Raw genomic sequence first — 15571 nt, 5'->3', positions numbered from 1 at the left:
CCTGTAGGCGCTGCCGAAGGCTGCGATCATTTGATCTTCTAGGTGCCGTCGATCGTACGCCGCACCTTGTCCAGCAGTTCCTTGATCTGGAATGGCTTGATCAACATTTCCATACCGTCACCCAGAAACACCTGGCGGTTGATTGCGGTTTCGGCGTAACCGGTCATGAACAGGATCGGCAGTTTGTTGCGCCACCCACGGGCAACATCGGCCAGCTCCCGGCCGCTCATGCGCGGCAGGCCGACGTCGGTCAGCAGCAGATCAATGGATTGATCATTCTGCAGGCGTTCCAGAGCCCCCTCGATGTCAGCCACTTGCGTACAGCGGTAACCGGCATCCACCAACACTTCGGCAACGAACATGCGCACCGACGGCGTGTCCTCGACGATCAATATGTGTTCGCCGGCCCCTTGAGGGTCGACGGTGGTGGGCAGGGTTTCGCTGGCGGTGGGGTCGGAGCTGGCGGGCAGCATGATGGTCACTTCGGTGCCGCGTCGTGCCACGCTGCGGATGTGCGCATCGCCACCGGATTGTCGGGCGAAACCGTAGATAGTCGACAATCCGAGGCCGGTGCCCTGGCCCAGTGGTTTGGTGGTGAAGAACGGATCGAACACCTTGTCGATCACGCTGTGCTCAATCCCGGTGCCGTCATCGCGCACCGACAAGGCGACATACGCGCCATCGGCCAGATTGGGATCACCATGGGAATAGGCGGCGTAGGTGTTGACCCAGATATTTCCGCCTTGGGGCAGGGCGTCGCGCGCGTTGATCACCAGATTGAGCACGGCGCTTTCCAACTGGATCGGGTCGACCAGGGCAATCGCGGCTTTGCTCGTCAGTTCAAGCTTCAGGGCAATGCGTTCACCGATGGTCCGCACCAGCAGTTCTTCAAGGGAGCGGATGTTTTCGTTGATGTCCACTGGTCGCGTATCGAGCGGCTGTTGCCGGGCGAATGCCAGCAGGCGATGGGTCAGGGCCGCCGCACTCATCGCCGAATTCAACGCCGCTTCGGTATAGAACTGGACCTTGTCGGTGCGCGAATCGGCGACTCGCTTCTGGATCAGTTCCAGGCTGGTGATGATCCCGGTGAGCAGGTTGTTGAAGTCGTGGGCAATGCCGCCGGTCAATTTGCCCAGAGCGTCCATTTTCTGCACTTGCAACAGCTGGGCCTCGGTGCGTGCGCGTTCGGCCACTTCCTTGGCCAGCTGAGTCGTGGCGTCGTCCAGTTGCGCCAGGTGCGAGCGCTCGCGGTGGCGATGTTCGGTGACATCCTCAACAAAAACCAGGCTCAATTGCGGGGTGCGATAGGGCGAGATCTGCCACTCGGTTTCGCGCAATTGGCCGTTGACGCGCATGTTCAGCGTGCCTTTCCAGCGTTCGCCGTAGGCCAGACGCAGGCGCAGTTCGTTGATGACGGCGAGCTGGTTGTCGGCGAAGCACTCCGCGAGCGTATCGGGGGCGAGATTGTCCTGTATCAGTTGAGCGAAGGCATGGTTGCATTCGTGGATTTTCAGGTCGGCGTCCAGTACCGCGATAGGTGCCGACACATTGACAAAGATTTCGCGAAACCGCGCCTCGCTTTCGCGCAGGGCATTCTCGGTTTCGCGTACTCGCAGCAAGGTGCGCAGCGTCGCCAGTAGCACATCCGGGTCCACCGGGTGAATCAGGTAAGCGTCGGCGCCCGCATCCAGACCGGTGATGATGTCACCCGTCTGGATCGACGCGGCCGACACGTGAATCACCGGCAGCAGGGCGGTCGCGGGGTCGGAGCGCAGTTTACGCACGATGTCGAAGCCGCTCATGTCGGGCAGGTTGACGTCGAGGATCAGTGCATCGAAGTTGACGCTATCGATCAACTCCAGCCCCTCGCCGCCAGTGCCGGCTTCGAGTACTTCATAGCCATGACGCTCCAGCCGCCGGCGCAGGGCATAGCGCGTGGCGATATTGTCATCGACGACCAACAGGCGCAGATCACGTTTCATCGGCAGACTCCGTGGCGATGGCCAGCGGGATGATCACGTAAAAGGTCGATCCCGAGCCCGGCGTACTCTGAACCCCGACTTCGCCACCCAGCAAACCTGCGAAGCGTTTGCACAGCGACAGTCCGAGCCCGGTTCCGCGCAGGCGCTTTTGCAATGGGGAATCAACCTGGGAAAAGTCTTCGAACAATGCGCCATGTAGCTCTGGAGCGATACCTATTCCGGTATCGCTGACGGCAAACCGCACGTGTGAGCTGTTTTCAAGGCTTGCCGAGACCCGGACTTCTCCGTGCATGGTGAATTTCAGCGAATTGGAAATGAAGTTGCGCAGGATCTGCGCAAGTTTCTTGTCGTCGGTGTACAAACGCGGCAGACCTACCGGTTCTTCAAATATCAGGTCCACGGCGGTGGCATCGACAATCGGCCGAAACATGCCGCGCAGGGCCGCGAACAGATCGAACATGTCAAACCAGGCCGGCGAAATGGTAATGCGCCCGGCTTCGATCTTCGCCAGATCCAGCAGGTCGTCGACCATATCGCTCAGCTCGCGCGCAGAGTTGCTGACGAAGGCCACTTGTTTGTGTTGCTCGGGGCTCAAGGGGCCGTCGAGCTCGTCGGTCAACAGGCTGGCGATGCTCAGGATCGAGCCCAATGGGGTACGAAACTCATGGCTCATGTACGACAGAAAGCGACTTTTCAGGTCCGAGGCCTGACGCAATTGTTCGGCTTGGGTGTCGAGTTCCGCGTACAGCGCCAACACCCCCTGGTTGGTTTCATCGAGTTCGGCGCGCAGGGCTTCGGCTTCCCCTTGCAACTGGGCGATCAGAGCCGCTTGTTGGTCGATCTGAGTCGCAGGTGCTTCAGGCATGAACGGCCTCCAGAGCAATGACCACCACCGTGACGTCGTCCCGTCCACGACAGAAATCCCGGTGCAAAATAGCGGCAATTACCGCGGGATGGCGATGCACCAGGCCGGGATAATCCTGCAGGTTCCAGCGCGACTGCAGGCCGTCGCTGTACATGATCAACAGCTGTCCGTTCACCTGAGCATAGTCAAAGGCTTGAGCCTTACGATACTGGCCGCCGACGATGCCGGGGTGGGAGGCCAGGCCGCGAGACTTGTCAGGCGCAATCAGGCAGGCGCCGATATTGCCGATGCCGACGAACTTCAGCGCGTCGCGGCTGGCATCGAACTGCGCGATGGCCAGCGCACCGCCGCGTGTACCCATCATGGCCAGATGTATCTCTTCCAATGCCAGTACCGGCGAGGCGAATGGCGACCGCGCGAAAGACTTTTCGCCGGCGCGGGCCGCTCGTTCGGCTTCTTCGCCATGGCCCAGGCCATCGATCACCAACGCGCTGATGCGTGGCCCATCGAATGCCAGATGCCACACATCACCGCACGCCGGATCGTTGCGCAACGAGTGCTGGCTAATGCCGACGCGTCGATCTGGAGCCTTGTCCTGTCGCGGATACAGACGTGTCAGCAGCACGGAACCCCTTGAATCGGCGTAAACGTCGAACACCTCGGTCTGCCGCGAAACGGCACCCAGCCCGATGCCCTGGGTGCCGCCGGTGGAGAAGCCATCGGTCAGGCACGCCTGTACGTCAAAGCCCTGGGCGCGGTCGACCGCAAGCATTTCGATGCCGGCGCCGCTGGCGCGAGGCAACGAACGCAAATGCATCTCGCCACGGCCGGCGTGTTTGAGAATATTGCTGGCCAGCTCGGTGGCGACCAGTGCGACACGCCCGGCATCGGTACTGTCGAAGCCGTGTTCCTGCGCTAGATTCTGTGCTGTACGCCGTGCGTGACCGATCTGACTGCTGTCCTCGATCATCAGCACTTGCGTCAGCGAACTGCCAAAGTTCACGTCCATCGGGTGATCGTTATGCGAGTGCCCTTGCCCGGTGCGGTGTCGAGTTCGAACTCGTCCACCAGCCGCTTGGCGCCGGTCAGGCCCAGTCCGAGACCGCTGCCGGAGGTCCAGCCATCGGTCATCGCCAGTTTGATGTCGGGAATGCCGGGGCCTTCGTCGCGAAACAACAGACGCAGGCCGCAGCGGGCGTGGTCGTCGAGGATCTCCCAGTCCATGTCGCCACCCCCACCGTATACCATGGTGTTTCGGGCGAGCTCGCTGACGGCAGTCACCAATTTAGTCAGGTCGATCAGGCGCATGCCGCACTCCTGGGCCAGCTTACGCGTGAGTTGTCGAGCCAGGACCACGTCCTGCTCGATATGAATCGGATGAGTGCCGCTGCTGCGTACGATCATTGTTCACGTACTCGATCCTGAAGCAGTTTCATCCCGCGTTCGACATTCAGCGCGGTACTGACCCCGGGCAGTGTCAGGCCGAGCTCAACCAGGGTGATGGCCACCGCGGGTTGCATGCCGACCAGCACCGTCTGGGCATCCATGATTTTTGAAAGACCGGAAATGGTTCCGATCATTCGGCCAATGAACGAGTCGACCATGTCCAGGGCGGAGATGTCGATCAACACGCCGCGGGCGGAAGTGCGGCTGATGCGCTCCGACAAGTCGTCCTGAAGGGTCAGTGCCAACTGGTCGTGCATGTCGACCTGAATGGTCACCAGCAGGAAGTCACCCATTTGCAAAATCGGAATGCGCTCCATGGGCTCATACCGCCTTGCTGATGGTCAATCCCAACCGAGTCAGGGCCAGTTTGAGGGCATCGGCCAGATTGGCCTTGGTCACCACGCCTTGCAGGTCCAGCCCCAGGTGCACGATAGTCTGCGCAATTTGCGGGCGCACACCGCTGATGATGCAGTCGGCTCCCATCAGGCGAATCGCCGTTACGGTTTTGAGCAAATGTTGCGCCACCAGCGTATCGACGGTGGGCACGCCAGTAATGTCGATAATGGCGATTTCCGAACCGGTGTCGACGATCCGCTGCAACAGCGATTCCATCACTACCTGGGTACGTTGCGAGTCCAGGGTGCCGATCATCGGCAGCGCCAATACACCGTCCCAGAGTTTGACCACCGGCGTCGACAGTTCCAGCAGCTCTTCCTGCTGTCGCTTGATCACTGCTTCGCGGGATTTCTGGTAGGTGCGAATGGTGTGCAGGCCCAGCGCGTCGAGCAGTTCAGAGACTTCCCAAAGCTGTTCGGCCAACAGCGCCGGACTGTCCTGATAGTGGTTTTGCAGCAGCGCAAACAACGGGCCTTTCAAAGCGAAAATAAAACTGGCGGTCTGATGTGAGTCGTGACCCAGCAAGGCACGGCTATTGGAGAGTTTTTCAAGAAACAGGCGAATGTCGTCCCAGCCAGGGGCTGAGATGTTCTGGCCGTTGCCGCTCTTGAGGCCCGAGATGATCAGCTCCAGAAATTGCGAAGTCTGCTGCTGCAGGTCCTGATCTTTGAGATTGCGTGTGGCACCGCTGGATTCAAGGCCGTTTTTCCATTCTCCAAGCAATTGCGCCTGGTTTTTTTGCATTGCATCGAGCGTGGTGGATTGCAGTGCCGCCATGAGACTTGACTCCTTGAATGTAGGCGCCGACTCCCCAAAAATGACCGGCGCAATTGAATGACATTTGCCGGATGGAATAGTTGTTCGCGTTCGCGAACATTTTTCATCCGTAGCACCTGAACTGTAGGAGCTGGCGAAGGCTGTGATCTTTTTTTTTGCGGTTATCAAGGAACACAGAGGATCGCAGCCTGCGGCAGCTCCTACAGGAACGGAGCCATTTAATGGAACGTTGCCTGCGTTTCGACTTCGAAACCTCAAGGCTCGCCTGATTTCTGACGGCCGCAGATACAGTGACGAGGGAGGTAGCGATGAAAGACCAATCGATGGCACCACAAAAGGAACGACCGCAGTCCGATAACCTCGGCGAACCGGTGGAAAGCACCCCGCAGCCGCAAAGCGGGGATGAAGCGGTTGACCAGAAAAACCGCCATACCGATAACGACAATGAATTCAGCCCGGGCTTCAAACCCAATCCAGACCGACCCAAGCCCAGTGATGACACCGATGCCGATATCGATACCGATGGCGGCTAGAGGGCAACAAATACGAAAGCCGCATCCTGGATGCGGCTTTTGCGTTTTCAAACAGGTTTATTTGCTGGGATGGGCGGCCTGAAGTTTCTTCGCCATGTCCAGGTGCTTCTCCAAGCCCGGCAGCATTTTCTGCGCGAAGCCTTTGAGCTCGGTGGCGCCTTTGGTCTTGTCATCCGTCACGGTGTTGGCTTCTTTCTTGAATAGCTCAATGGCTTCTTCGTGGGCCTTGACCTGGTTGTTGGCGTAGGCCGCATCGAAGGACTCGTCGCGCATGTCGAGGATTTTTTCCTTGGCTTGCTTGACCAGCGTTGTATCGTCCGGCACTTCGATGTCGTTTTTCTTGGCGATGGTCGCCAGTTCGTCATTCGCCTTGCCATGGTCGGTGATCATCATGTTGGCGAACGCCTTGATGTCCGCCGATTGGCTTTTTTCGAGCGCCAGTCGACTGGCCTCGATTTCGGCGATGCCACCGGCAGCGGCCTTGTCGACAAAATCATTGGAAGTGGCGGCAAAAGCCGTCCCTATCATGCCAGTGCTCAGGGCAACGGCCAAAGCGAGGTGGCGCAGGTTAAATCCGTCCATTGGTGTTTCTCCACGCAGATGATCAGGGTGATCGTTAACCTGTGGAGGCTGGGGCTGGGGTAAAGGTTTTATCGCATTTGCGACAGGACGACGAACGGACACCGCTGGTCTGACAGGTGGTCGACAGAACCCGTCAACCAAGGCCATTCTGATAGTTGGCGAACGCAATCAGTCGCGTTTGCTACCGATTAACAAACGGAGGTGTTCCATGCCGGTGTCCCACGACCTTTATCAGGATCTGAGTTGCACAAAGGAAGAAATCCAGCAGAAACGCACCAAGGATCCGTTATTGGATTCGCTGATCAACAAATACTCCCTGGCAGATGCCGAGGTGGTGAAGGCAGAGCAGGCCAAATCCAGCGATGATGCGGTGACAAAGCTCAAGGCCAAGCGCCTGGAGGTCAAGGACAAGATCGTCAAACAACTTCAATCGCCGTCCTGATACAGGCCCTGCGTCACCGACGACCGGTGACCGAAAAATTGGAACGGCGATCAGCAACGGCACCTCGAATGTTCAGAACCTGACAACACGGGCGACAGTCGAGGTGCCTCCATGACAGACCCAAAATTCCCGTCCGAAGAACAGGGTGGCTACGACCCGATGCCGACCCATCCGCAACCCTTGAGCCCGGCTAAAACCACTGAGCATCCCGAAGAAGAACCGGGCATTGACGACGTGCCGGAAGACGAAGGCATCGACTCCGATCTGAATTGAACACTGTGCGCTGTACCCTGTGGGAGCTAGCCTGCTAGCGATAGTGGTCTGTCAGTTGATCAACAGGTGCCTTATGCTCCGCTATCGCTAGCAGGCTAGCTCCTGCAGGGTTTTGTGGTGTTTATGGCAATGCGTTGGCCAGTGGCAATCGCGCCATGTTTTGCGCCTTCAGCGATCCGAAATACAACCAGTCGCCATATTCACGCACGGTAGTGATCGGTGAATAGTTGTCGTCGCTGCCATCCTGCAGATTGGCGATGACTTTACCTTGCAGATCCAGACCCAGTGCAAAACCACGTTTCTCCACCGGCTTGGGCAATACGGTCATGGCTCGCACGATCATTTTGCGAATGAAGGGATGCGGCGCGGTGGCGTCGAGCAGGGCGTTGCGCGGGGCATACAAAGCCACCCAGAAACGGTCATGGCCATTGAACGAGAGGTTGTCCGGCAAACCCGGCAGATTGTCGATAAACACGTCGTGGGTGCCGGCTTTCGGCCCGGTCAACCAATAGCGAGTGATGCGATAGGCGCCGGTTTCATTGACCAGAACGAACGCATCGTCCGGCCCGAGTGCCACGCCGTTGGCGAACTCCAGTTTGTCCAGCAAGAGCGAGGTCTTGCCAGTCTGGAAGTCATAACGCAGCAAGCGACCATCGCCACCGTGTTCGATGATGGCCTCGCCGTCCCGTCCATAACCGAAACGGCTGGAAGCATCACTGAAATAAGCGAAGTGCCCGGGTTTATCGATAACCACATCGTCAGTGAAACCAAAGGGCACACCGTTGGCTTCCGTGCTCATCGCCACCAAGCGGCCCTGAGCGTCCAGCGACAGCAAACCTTTAACCGCGTCGGCAATGACCAGCAAGCCGTTCGGATGACGGGCCAACCCCAACGGCCGGCCGCCGGTATCCGTCAGCTTTTTGGTGACTTTGCCATCCAGGCTGGTGCGAATGACGCGCCCGTCATGCAAACCGGTGATCAGCGCATCGTTTTCCAGCAGCAATGCTTCCGGACCGTCGATGTCAGCTGCCCCCACACGCTCCATGCCTTTGAGGCGCTGATTGTCGGCGTAGAGGCCCTCGGTGAGGGACGGCGCGGGTGACGGGGTCCAGGCCACTGGTTGCACCTTGGTCGGCATTAGCAGCAGGAACCCGCCGATGGCAATGATCAGCAGCAACAGCCCATGGTGGAACCGCACGGATCGACTCACGCGCCGACCCCCGATTGTGCCAGGTGCTTTTGTGCCATTTCGCGCAAGGCCAACATTGAGGCTGCCGACTCGCGCTCGATTCGGCGCTTGAGCAGCAACCGGTTGGCAATGCGCATCGCCAGCCCACTGAATTGATACTCCAGCGTGCGAACAAACCGCGTGCTGCTGCCTTCAGCCTCGCATTCGTAAGTCACCACCAACGACAGCCCGTGATCGCCATCAGCGCGGGCACTCCAGCGCCGCCCCGGCAGGTATTCGTCGACCAGCCAGCTTAGGTGCCCGTCGCGGCCACCGGCACGAATGTCCTCTTCGAACCTGGAGCCGGCATGCAACGAGCCTTTCTGGCCATTGATCTTCAGGGACGATGGATGCCACTCGGGCCAGCGGCTGACGGTGCTGGCGTAGGCAAGCACCTCGATGGGGTTGCCGGCAATTTCGATCTCATGCTGCATGCGGGTCATGGGCGTTCTCGTCAGGTACGGGGTGGCCTGCTCCGGTTCCCAGTAGAGGGTGCCGAACAGGTAGTCCATCAACGGAAAAACGATGTTGAAATTGCGCTCTTGCATCATCTCGCGACGATGATGCAGTTCATGCAGGCGACGCATCTGGCGGATCCACGGCAGGCGCGTCAGCCGGTTGTGCGGCGGTAGATGCTCACAGGCGTGAAATACCTCATAAGCCAGGTAACCGAGCACCAGGCAGCCTGCGACCAGCCCGGCGACATTGGCGTCAAACTGCTTGAGCAGCCACCAGAGGGGCAGGGTAATCACCAGGGTGTGAAGCACGATCAGCCACGCGGGAAACAGGATCACCCGCCAGTCGCGGGCGCTGTCGTAAGTCATGTAGCCGGGGGCGAAGAAGCTGTGGTGGTCGCCGGCATGTCGGGCATAGAACATCCGTGCGAAGGCCCTTTTGTGATGGCCCAAGTGCCGATGCACGCCATACACGCCGAGGTTGAATAACAACAAGGTCAGCGGCACGGCCAGCCACTCCAGCGGCTGTACTTGCTGCACGGTGCTCCAGAATGCGGCGATGGCCAGCAGGCCGAACAACAGCACAAAAGCGCCGTGCAGCCACGGGTTATAAAGCGGATGGATGTTGGCGCGGTAGCGGCTGCGGAATGCTTCGGTGGTCTGCCTCACTGCAATCACCTGTCGTTTTTGTTATCTCCAGCAGATTAGACGATTTCCCTGTTTTGGCTGGCCGAACGTTGAGGACACAACCGCCATGATCCGGTGCAAACCGAACTCAGGTCAGCGGGTTCCAGCGTTGCGACCAATCATCATCGGTCTTGATCACTTCGCGCAGTAGATCGAAGGCCTGTTGCAGGGTTTCCGAGTCGCGGTCGCGGGAGTAGACCAGATAGGTCGGGTAACTGAATTCCGGGGCTTTGGGCACGGGTTCCAGTACACCGCTTTCCAGATAACTCTGGACGACGCGGGTGCGGAAATAGCCGCTGCCGCCGTTTTCCAGAATGTATTGCAAGGCCAGCGGACCGAGGTTGAAACTCAGGGCTGCCTTGGCTTTTTCCGGAAGCGCCGCATCGTGCTGGCGGCGGAAGTCCGGCCCCCAGTCGATATACACGTAAGGGGCGGGGCGCGCGGGATGACGCACGAGGATCAGTTTCTCTTCGAGAATCTGCTCCACTTGCAGGCGTGGCCAATATTCGGGCTGATAGACCAGCGCCGCGTCCAGCACCCCGAGTTCCAGTTGGCGCAGCAGGTTTTCGCCGTCGCGGATCTCCATGCGCAAGGCATGGCTGGGGATTTTTTCCCGCAGCTCAGCGGCCCAACTGAGCATCAGCGGGTTACACAGGCTGACCTCGCCGCCGATGTGCAACACATCGTGATAACCCTCGGGCAACGGCAAGTCCCGGCGCGCAGCTTCCCAGGTTTCCACCAGTTGGTTGGCATACACCACGAAAGCCTCGCCGTTGGGTGTCAGCCGGGCGCCGGCCCGATTGCGAACGAACAGGGTACTGCCCAACTGGCTTTCAAGCTTCTGCACCCGTGCGGTGATTGCGGTCTGGGTAACGTGAAGTTTCTCGGCGGCGGCAGCAAGGCTGCCGTGGCGAACGATTTCCAGAAAGGTGCGGGCGAGATCGATGTCCATGGGTCGGCCGGTGGGGGAAGGTGGTGGCATTGTAAGAGTACGCGTGGTCTTCGGATACCACGGCCATGGGATCTATCCTGTAGCAGCTGCCGCAGGCTGCATTCGGCTGCGAAGCAGACGCAAATTCGCCGCCCCGGATTTATCCGACACACTGGGCTTTTCATTTTCAGGCAAGCAAAACGACGAATCCCGCCATAACGGCGGGATTCGTTTGCAGCCTCAAAGGCTACCGGCGAGCGTGAAGCTCTCGTCTTACGACGGGAACAGCTCGGACAGTTTCATCGCCAGCATCATGTCGCCTTCAGCGCGCAGTTTGCCGCCCATGAACGCTTGCATGCCGTCGGTTTCGCCGCTGACGATACCTTCCAGGGTTTCGCCGTCCATCACCAGAGTCACCTGGGCGTCCGGGTTTTCGCCTTCCAGCAGCTCGCAAGTGCTGTCTTTGACAACCAGAGAGAAGTTTTTGGTGTCGTCGATGCGGAAACCGAAGACCAGGTCCAGACCGGCAGCAGCGGCTGGGTTGAACTTGGCTTTCATTGCTTGTACTGCATCTGCTACGGAGGTCATGGTTTGATCCTTTTTCTGGTATTAAAGCAGGGTAATAAGAGCAGGGTGATTACAGCCAGGGTCACAATAGTCCGGACTCAGCGAAACGTAATGAGGTCCGGGGCCTTCAGCAGTTGCAGGTGCGCATGACTGTTGAAGGAAGCCAGGGCTACCTCGCGACCGCGAAACTTCAGCTGGTTGAGCGAGGTGTTGACGATTTGCCAGTTCAATTCAAAGGCCTGTCTGGCAGGCATTTGTGTAATCAGGTGGAGCAGGGCAGTGATGGTGCCGCCTGAAGTAAACACAGCAATTTTTTGCGTGTTGTCGGCCTGTTCGAGGATGCGGTGCAGGCCTGCCTGCACACGCTCGACAAACCCCAGCCAGCTTTCCAGGCCCGGTGTGTCGTAGGTACCCGCCAGCCAGCGCTCGATGATCAAGGCAAAAATACGCTGGAATTCACCACGATTTTGCGCAGCGTTACGCAGGATATTCAGGGCTTCGGGTTCTTCCGGCAGCAGGGCCGGCAATAGTGCGCGAATCACCGCGTCGGCATCGAACTCATTGAACGCGGAATCGGTTTCAAGGATGGGAACTGGCAACCCTACGGCGGCAAATTGTTCCAGTGCGCTGGTGGCCGTGTGCTGCTGGCGACGCAGGTCGCCCGCAAGGCAGCGATCGAAGCTGATACCGAGTTCGGCCAGGTGCTGGCCGAGGATTTCCGCCTGGCGAACACCGGTCGGCGACAGGACGTCATAGTCGTCTGCACCAAAGGAGGCCTGGCCATGTCGAATCAAGTAGATACTGCCCACGTCCGCGTCATCCCGGTACGTTGAAGGTTTGGCGAGGTTATGAGGATGACGGTGAGCTGTCAATGAAAAAACATACGCTTGTTTGAATTGCTCGTTACAGGCCTGTTGCCAGAGGTTTCACGACTGGTCGCAAGGCCGGCGCATGGGTATGCTGGAGGCATCCCGCGCGCATAGATGCCGCGCATCGTTTGAGGAGTCCCTGTGGAGTTTTTTTCGGAGTACGCCGTTTTTCTGGCCAAGACTGTGACCCTGGTGATCGCCATTCTGGTGGTCCTGGCCAGTTTTGCGGCTTTGCGCAGTAAAGGTCGACGTAAATCGGCCGGCCAGTTGCAGGTCAGCAAGCTCAATGATTTCTACAAAGGGCTGCGCGAACGCCTGGAGCAAACCTTGCTCGACAAGGATCAGCTCAAGGCTTTACGCAAATCGCAGGTCAAGACCGAGAAAAAACAGAAGAAAAAACCCGAAGCCAAACCCCGGGTGTTCGTGCTGGATTTCGACGGTGACATCAAGGCGTCAGCCACTGAAAGCCTGCGTCATGAGATCACTGCACTGCTGACACTCGCTACGCCGAAAGACGAAGTGGTACTGCGCCTGGAAAGCGGCGGCGGCATGGTTCACAGCTACGGTCTGGCGTCTTCGCAACTGGCGCGTATCCGTGAGGCCGGTGTGCCGCTGACCGTGTGCATCGACAAGGTGGCGGCCAGCGGCGGGTACATGATGGCGTGCATCGGCGAGAAGATCATCAGCGCACCGTTTGCGATTCTGGGCTCCATCGGCGTGGTGGCGCAGCTGCCCAACGTCAACCGCCTGCTGAAAAAACACGACATCGACTTCGAAGTGCTGACCGCCGGTGAGTACAAGCGCACCCTGACCGTGTTTGGCGAAAACACCGAGAAGGGCCGGGAGAAGTTCCAGGAAGACCTGGACATCACCCATCAATTGTTCAAGAACTTCGTGGCGCGCTACCGCCCGCAATTGGCCATCGACGAAGTGGCGACCGGCGAAATCTGGCTGGGTGTCGCGGCGCTGGACAAGCAACTGGTGGACGAGCTCAAGACCAGCGATGAATACCTGGCAGAGCGCGCCAAACAGTCCGAGCTGTATCACCTGCACTATGCCGAACGCAAAAGCTTGCAGGAACGTATTGGTATGGCGGCCAGCGGTTCGATCGACCGCGTACTGCTGAGCTGGTGGAGTCGCTTGACCCAGCAACGCTTCTGGTAATGTTTGACGCTCAATTGCAGGCATAAAAAAACCGGGGATGATTCCCCGGTTTTTTTATGGCGATTCGCTGATCAGCGGCGACGGAACAGCGGCAGCGGTTCGTCGGTGGCGGCCTGATAAGTCACCGAGAAGTCCTTGAGACCTTCAAGTGCTTCATACGGATCTTTATCGGGGCGCACAGCGAACGCATCGAAACCGCAGCGATGCATATAGAACAGCTGGTCGCGCAGTACATCGCCAATCGCCCGCAGTTCGCCTTTGAAACCGTAACGGTCACGCAGCAGACGGGCGTTGGAGTAGTTGCGGCCATCGGTGAACGCCGGGAAGTTCAAGGCAATGACCTGGAAGCTCGCGACATCCTCACCGATTTCTTCGGCTTCTTCATCGGCATCCAGCCAGATGCCCAGGCCGCCGTCGCGGGCCAGAAGCATACGGCTGTGTTCGCGCCACAGTTGCAACGGTACGATGTAATCGTCGCAATTGGTGATCTCGTCGATGCTGAAATCCTTCGGCAGCAGGTGCCAGGTTTCGTCGACGACTTCGTTGTTCTTAATGATTCGCTGCATAGACGCGTTCCTTGAAGAGGTCGATGCCAATACGCTGGTAGGTGTCGATGAAACGCTCGTCTTCGGTACGTTGTTCGATGTACACGTCGATCAGCTTCTCGATCACATCAGGCATGGCTTCCTGGGCAAAGGACGGGCCGAGGATCTTGCCCAGGCTCGCGTCACGGCTTGCGCTGCCGCCGAGGGACACCTGGTAGAACTCTTCACCTTTCTTGTCCACCCCGAGAATGCCGATGTGGCCGACGTGGTGGTGACCACAAGCGTTCATGCAACCGGAAATGTTCAGGTCCAGTTCGCCGATGTCGAACAGGTAGTCCAGGTCGTCGAAACGGCGCTGGATCGATTCGGCAATCGGGATCGACTTGGCGTTGGCCAGGGAGCAGAAATCACCGCCAGGGCAGCAGATGATGTCGGTCAGCAGGCCGATGTTCGGCGTAGCGAAACCTTGCTCGCGCAGCTCGCCCCACAGGGTGAACAGTTTGTCCTGCTCGACGTCGGCCAGGATGATGTTCTGCTCGTGGGAGGTCCGTAGCTGACCATAGCTGTAGCGGTCGGCCAGGTCGGCCACGGCGTCGAGCTGCTTGTCGGTGATGTCGCCCGGTGCGACACCGGTCGGCTTCAGGGACAGGGTCACGGCAACATAACCCGGCTTTTTGTGGGCCAGGGTATTGCGCACACGCCAACGGGCGAAGCCCGGGTTTTGCTGGTCGAGTTCGGCCAGTGCGGCGTCCTGGTTTTCCAGGGCCTTGTAGTCCGGGTCGACGAAATGCTTGGCAACACGATGCACTTCGGCTTCGGTCAATGTGGTCTGGCCACCGCGCAGGTGTTCCATTTCCGCATCGACTTTCTGGGCGAAGACTTCAGGGGTCAACGCTTTCACCAGAATCTTGATCCGCGCCTTGTACTTGTTGTCACGACGGCCATAGCGGTTGTAAACACGCAGGATGGCGTCGAGGTAGCTCAACAGGTCTTTCCACGGCAGGAATTCGTTGATGAATGCGCCAACCACCGGGGTACGGCCCAGACCACCACCAACCAGTACACGGAAGCCCAGTTCGCCGGCGGCGTTGTACACCGGTTCAAGGCCGATGTCGTGGACTTCGATGGCGGCACGGTCGGACGTCGAACCGTTGACCGCAATCTTGAACTTGCGCGGCAGGTAGGCGAATTCCGGGTGGAACGTGGTCCACTGGCGAACGATCTCGCACCATGGGCGCGGATCGATCAGTTCGTCGGCGGCAACACCGGCGAACTGGTCGGTGGTGACGTTGCGCAGGCAGTTGCCGCTGGTCTGGATCGCGTGCATCTGCACGGTGGCCAGTTCAGCGAGGATGTCCGGGATGTCTTCCACGGCCGGCCAGTTGAACTGCACGTTCTGCCGGGTACTGATGTGGGCGTAGCCCTTGTCGTAGTCACGGGCAATCTTGGCCATCATTCGCATTTGCCGCGAAGTCAGTTGGCCGTAAGGCACCGCCACTCGCAACATCGGTGCGAAACGCTGGATGTAGAGGCCATTTTGCAGGCGCAGGGGGCGGAATTCTTCTTCGCTCAGCTCGCCTGCCAGATAGCGTCGGGTCTGATCACGGAACTGCTTGACGCGGTCCTCGATGATCCGCTGATCGTATTCGTCGTATACGTACATATAAGTCCTGTTCTCAGGCTTGGGTCGCTCGGATACAGCTGCGTTTTTGTGCTTGCTGGAGTCCGAAAGAGCCTCTGCAATTCTGCGCGCACGGCCGCGCACTCCTAATGGAGCCGGGGCAAGATACCAGTTTGCAGTTATGCGCAAAAGTGATGTTTGAGTATAT

Annotated in this window: 18 protein-coding genes; 4 read left to right on the top strand and 14 right to left on the bottom strand. The window is 58.8% G+C overall.

Annotation, left to right across the window (positions count from 1 at the left end; genetic code table 11):
* Positions 1-38 precede the first annotated feature (38 nt).
* The 6 genes from KVG88_RS03630 to KVG88_RS03605 are packed head-to-tail and all read right to left on the bottom strand — an operon-like array spanning position 39 to position 5466.
* Positions 39-1982 carry a PAS domain-containing hybrid sensor histidine kinase/response regulator gene (locus KVG88_RS03630; protein WP_217870353.1) on the bottom strand — a complete coding sequence of 648 codons (1944 nt, stop codon included), beginning with the start codon at positions 1980-1982 and terminating at the stop codon, positions 39-41.
* Positions 1972-2847, bottom strand: a complete 876-nt coding sequence (locus tag KVG88_RS03625) for a sensor histidine kinase (RefSeq protein ID WP_150700641.1) — start codon at positions 2845-2847, stop codon at positions 1972-1974. Before KVG88_RS03625 ends, KVG88_RS03630 begins: the two co-directional genes overlap by 11 nt.
* A complete protein-coding gene (locus KVG88_RS03620; protein ID WP_225933842.1) occupies positions 2840-3856 on the bottom strand; it encodes an ATP-binding protein in 1017 nt (338 codons plus the stop codon). Before KVG88_RS03620 ends, KVG88_RS03625 begins: the two co-directional genes overlap by 8 nt.
* On the bottom strand, positions 3847-4251 hold the full coding sequence (locus tag KVG88_RS03615; protein ID WP_150700640.1) for an anti-sigma regulatory factor: 405 nt from the start codon (positions 4249-4251) through the stop codon (positions 3847-3849). The genes KVG88_RS03620 and KVG88_RS03615 overlap by 10 nt, the downstream gene beginning before the upstream one ends.
* A complete protein-coding gene (locus KVG88_RS03610; protein WP_217870352.1) occupies positions 4248-4610 on the bottom strand; it encodes an STAS domain-containing protein in 363 nt (120 codons plus the stop codon). The genes KVG88_RS03615 and KVG88_RS03610 overlap by 4 nt, the downstream gene beginning before the upstream one ends.
* A 4-nt stretch (positions 4611-4614) precedes the next feature.
* Positions 4615-5466 (bottom strand): STAS domain-containing protein, encoded by an 852-nt coding sequence (locus KVG88_RS03605; protein ID WP_217870351.1) that lies wholly within the window; start codon positions 5464-5466, stop codon positions 4615-4617.
* 308 nt (positions 5467-5774) lie between these two features.
* Between KVG88_RS03605 and KVG88_RS03600 the strand changes: the two genes are divergently transcribed.
* Complete coding sequence (locus tag KVG88_RS03600; RefSeq protein WP_224792316.1) at positions 5775-5999, top strand: hypothetical protein; 225 nt, start codon at positions 5775-5777, stop codon at positions 5997-5999.
* A 57-nt stretch (positions 6000-6056) separates the two neighbouring features.
* On the opposite strand, the gene KVG88_RS03595 is transcribed toward KVG88_RS03600, so the two are convergent.
* Positions 6057-6581, bottom strand: coding sequence for a DUF4142 domain-containing protein (locus KVG88_RS03595; RefSeq protein ID WP_217870350.1), 525 nt, complete (start codon positions 6579-6581; stop codon positions 6057-6059).
* Positions 6582-6789: 208 nt separating this feature from the next.
* Here KVG88_RS03595 and KVG88_RS03590 point away from each other — a divergent pair, with 208 nt between their 5' ends.
* Both KVG88_RS03590 and KVG88_RS03585 read left to right on the top strand, forming a co-directional pair.
* On the top strand, positions 6790-7023 hold the full coding sequence (locus KVG88_RS03590; protein WP_150700636.1) for a DUF465 domain-containing protein: 234 nt from the start codon (positions 6790-6792) through the stop codon (positions 7021-7023).
* A gap of 111 nt (positions 7024-7134) precedes the next feature.
* The gene (locus tag KVG88_RS03585; protein ID WP_217870349.1) at positions 7135-7296 is read left to right on the top strand and encodes a hypothetical protein; all 162 of its coding nucleotides are present in this window, start codon (positions 7135-7137) and stop codon (positions 7294-7296) included.
* Between the two features lie 121 nt (positions 7297-7417).
* Here KVG88_RS03585 and KVG88_RS03580 read toward each other — a convergent pair whose 3' ends face one another.
* The 5 genes from KVG88_RS03580 to KVG88_RS03560 all read right to left on the bottom strand — a co-directional run bounded on the left by KVG88_RS03580 (position 7418) and on the right by KVG88_RS03560 (position 11973).
* Positions 7418-8506, bottom strand: coding sequence for an SMP-30/gluconolactonase/LRE family protein (locus KVG88_RS03580; protein WP_217870348.1), 1089 nt, complete (start codon positions 8504-8506; stop codon positions 7418-7420).
* Positions 8503-9648 carry a sterol desaturase/SRPBCC family protein gene (locus KVG88_RS03575; protein ID WP_217870347.1) on the bottom strand — a complete coding sequence of 382 codons (1146 nt, stop codon included), beginning with the start codon at positions 9646-9648 and terminating at the stop codon, positions 8503-8505. The genes KVG88_RS03580 and KVG88_RS03575 overlap by 4 nt, the downstream gene beginning before the upstream one ends.
* Positions 9649-9754: 106 nt before the next feature.
* Entirely contained in the window at positions 9755-10618 is an 864-nt protein-coding gene (locus KVG88_RS03570) for a LysR family transcriptional regulator (protein ID WP_150700633.1), read from the bottom strand.
* A 252-nt stretch (positions 10619-10870) separates the two neighbouring features.
* Positions 10871-11185, bottom strand: a complete 315-nt coding sequence (locus KVG88_RS03565) for an SCP2 sterol-binding domain-containing protein (RefSeq protein WP_019409572.1) — start codon at positions 11183-11185, stop codon at positions 10871-10873.
* A gap of 77 nt (positions 11186-11262) precedes the next feature.
* Positions 11263-11973, bottom strand: a complete 711-nt coding sequence (locus tag KVG88_RS03560) for a histidine phosphatase family protein (RefSeq protein WP_217870346.1) — start codon at positions 11971-11973, stop codon at positions 11263-11265.
* 201 nt (positions 11974-12174) lie between these two features.
* Here KVG88_RS03560 and sohB point away from each other — a divergent pair, with 201 nt between their 5' ends.
* Entirely contained in the window at positions 12175-13197 is a 1023-nt protein-coding gene (gene sohB / locus KVG88_RS03555; protein WP_150700631.1) for a protease SohB, read from the top strand.
* Positions 13198-13268: 71 nt separating this feature from the next.
* On the opposite strand, the gene KVG88_RS03550 is transcribed toward sohB, so the two are convergent.
* Both KVG88_RS03550 and KVG88_RS03545 read right to left on the bottom strand, forming a co-directional pair.
* Positions 13269-13763, bottom strand: a complete 495-nt coding sequence (locus KVG88_RS03550) for a DUF934 domain-containing protein (RefSeq protein WP_150700630.1) — start codon at positions 13761-13763, stop codon at positions 13269-13271.
* Positions 13747-15405 carry a nitrite/sulfite reductase gene (locus tag KVG88_RS03545; RefSeq protein WP_150700629.1) on the bottom strand — a complete coding sequence of 553 codons (1659 nt, stop codon included), beginning with the start codon at positions 15403-15405 and terminating at the stop codon, positions 13747-13749. Before KVG88_RS03545 ends, KVG88_RS03550 begins: the two co-directional genes overlap by 17 nt.
* Between the last annotated feature and the right edge of the window lie 166 nt (positions 15406-15571).

It is taken from the genome of Pseudomonas azerbaijanoccidentalis (assembly GCF_019145495.1).
GTDB classification, from domain to species: Bacteria; Pseudomonadota; Gammaproteobacteria; order Pseudomonadales; family Pseudomonadaceae; genus Aquipseudomonas; species Aquipseudomonas azerbaijanoccidentalis.
This window is presented reverse-complemented; position numbering and strand designations above follow the sequence as displayed.

Bases quoted from the DNA above. Each gene is read 5' to 3' on its own strand.
- KVG88_RS03630 (WP_217870353.1), bottom strand. From the start codon at position 1,982: ATGAAACGTGATCTGCGCCTGTTGGTCGTCGATGACAATATCGCCACG.
- KVG88_RS03625 (WP_150700641.1), bottom strand. From the start codon at position 2,847: ATGCCTGAAGCACCTGCGACTCAGATCGACCAACAAGCGGCTCTGATC.
- KVG88_RS03620 (WP_225933842.1), bottom strand. From the start codon at position 3,856: ATGGACGTGAACTTTGGCAGTTCGCTGACGCAAGTGCTGATGATCGAG.
- KVG88_RS03615 (WP_150700640.1), bottom strand. From the start codon at position 4,251: ATGATCGTACGCAGCAGCGGCACTCATCCGATTCATATCGAGCAGGAC.
- KVG88_RS03610 (WP_217870352.1), bottom strand. From the start codon at position 4,610: ATGGAGCGCATTCCGATTTTGCAAATGGGTGACTTCCTGCTGGTGACC.
- KVG88_RS03605 (WP_217870351.1), bottom strand. From the start codon at position 5,466: ATGGCGGCACTGCAATCCACCACGCTCGATGCAATGCAAAAAAACCAG.
- KVG88_RS03600 (WP_224792316.1), top strand. From the start codon at position 5,775: ATGAAAGACCAATCGATGGCACCACAAAAGGAACGACCGCAGTCCGAT.
- KVG88_RS03595 (WP_217870350.1), bottom strand. From the start codon at position 6,581: ATGGACGGATTTAACCTGCGCCACCTCGCTTTGGCCGTTGCCCTGAGC.
- KVG88_RS03590 (WP_150700636.1), top strand. From the start codon at position 6,790: ATGCCGGTGTCCCACGACCTTTATCAGGATCTGAGTTGCACAAAGGAA.
- KVG88_RS03585 (WP_217870349.1), top strand. From the start codon at position 7,135: ATGACAGACCCAAAATTCCCGTCCGAAGAACAGGGTGGCTACGACCCG.
- KVG88_RS03570 (WP_150700633.1), bottom strand. From the start codon at position 10,618: ATGGACATCGATCTCGCCCGCACCTTTCTGGAAATCGTTCGCCACGGC.
- KVG88_RS03565 (WP_019409572.1), bottom strand. From the start codon at position 11,185: ATGACCTCCGTAGCAGATGCAGTACAAGCAATGAAAGCCAAGTTCAAC.
- KVG88_RS03550 (WP_150700630.1), bottom strand. From the start codon at position 13,763: ATGCAGCGAATCATTAAGAACAACGAAGTCGTCGACGAAACCTGGCAC.
- KVG88_RS03545 (WP_150700629.1), bottom strand. From the start codon at position 15,405: ATGTACGTATACGACGAATACGATCAGCGGATCATCGAGGACCGCGTC.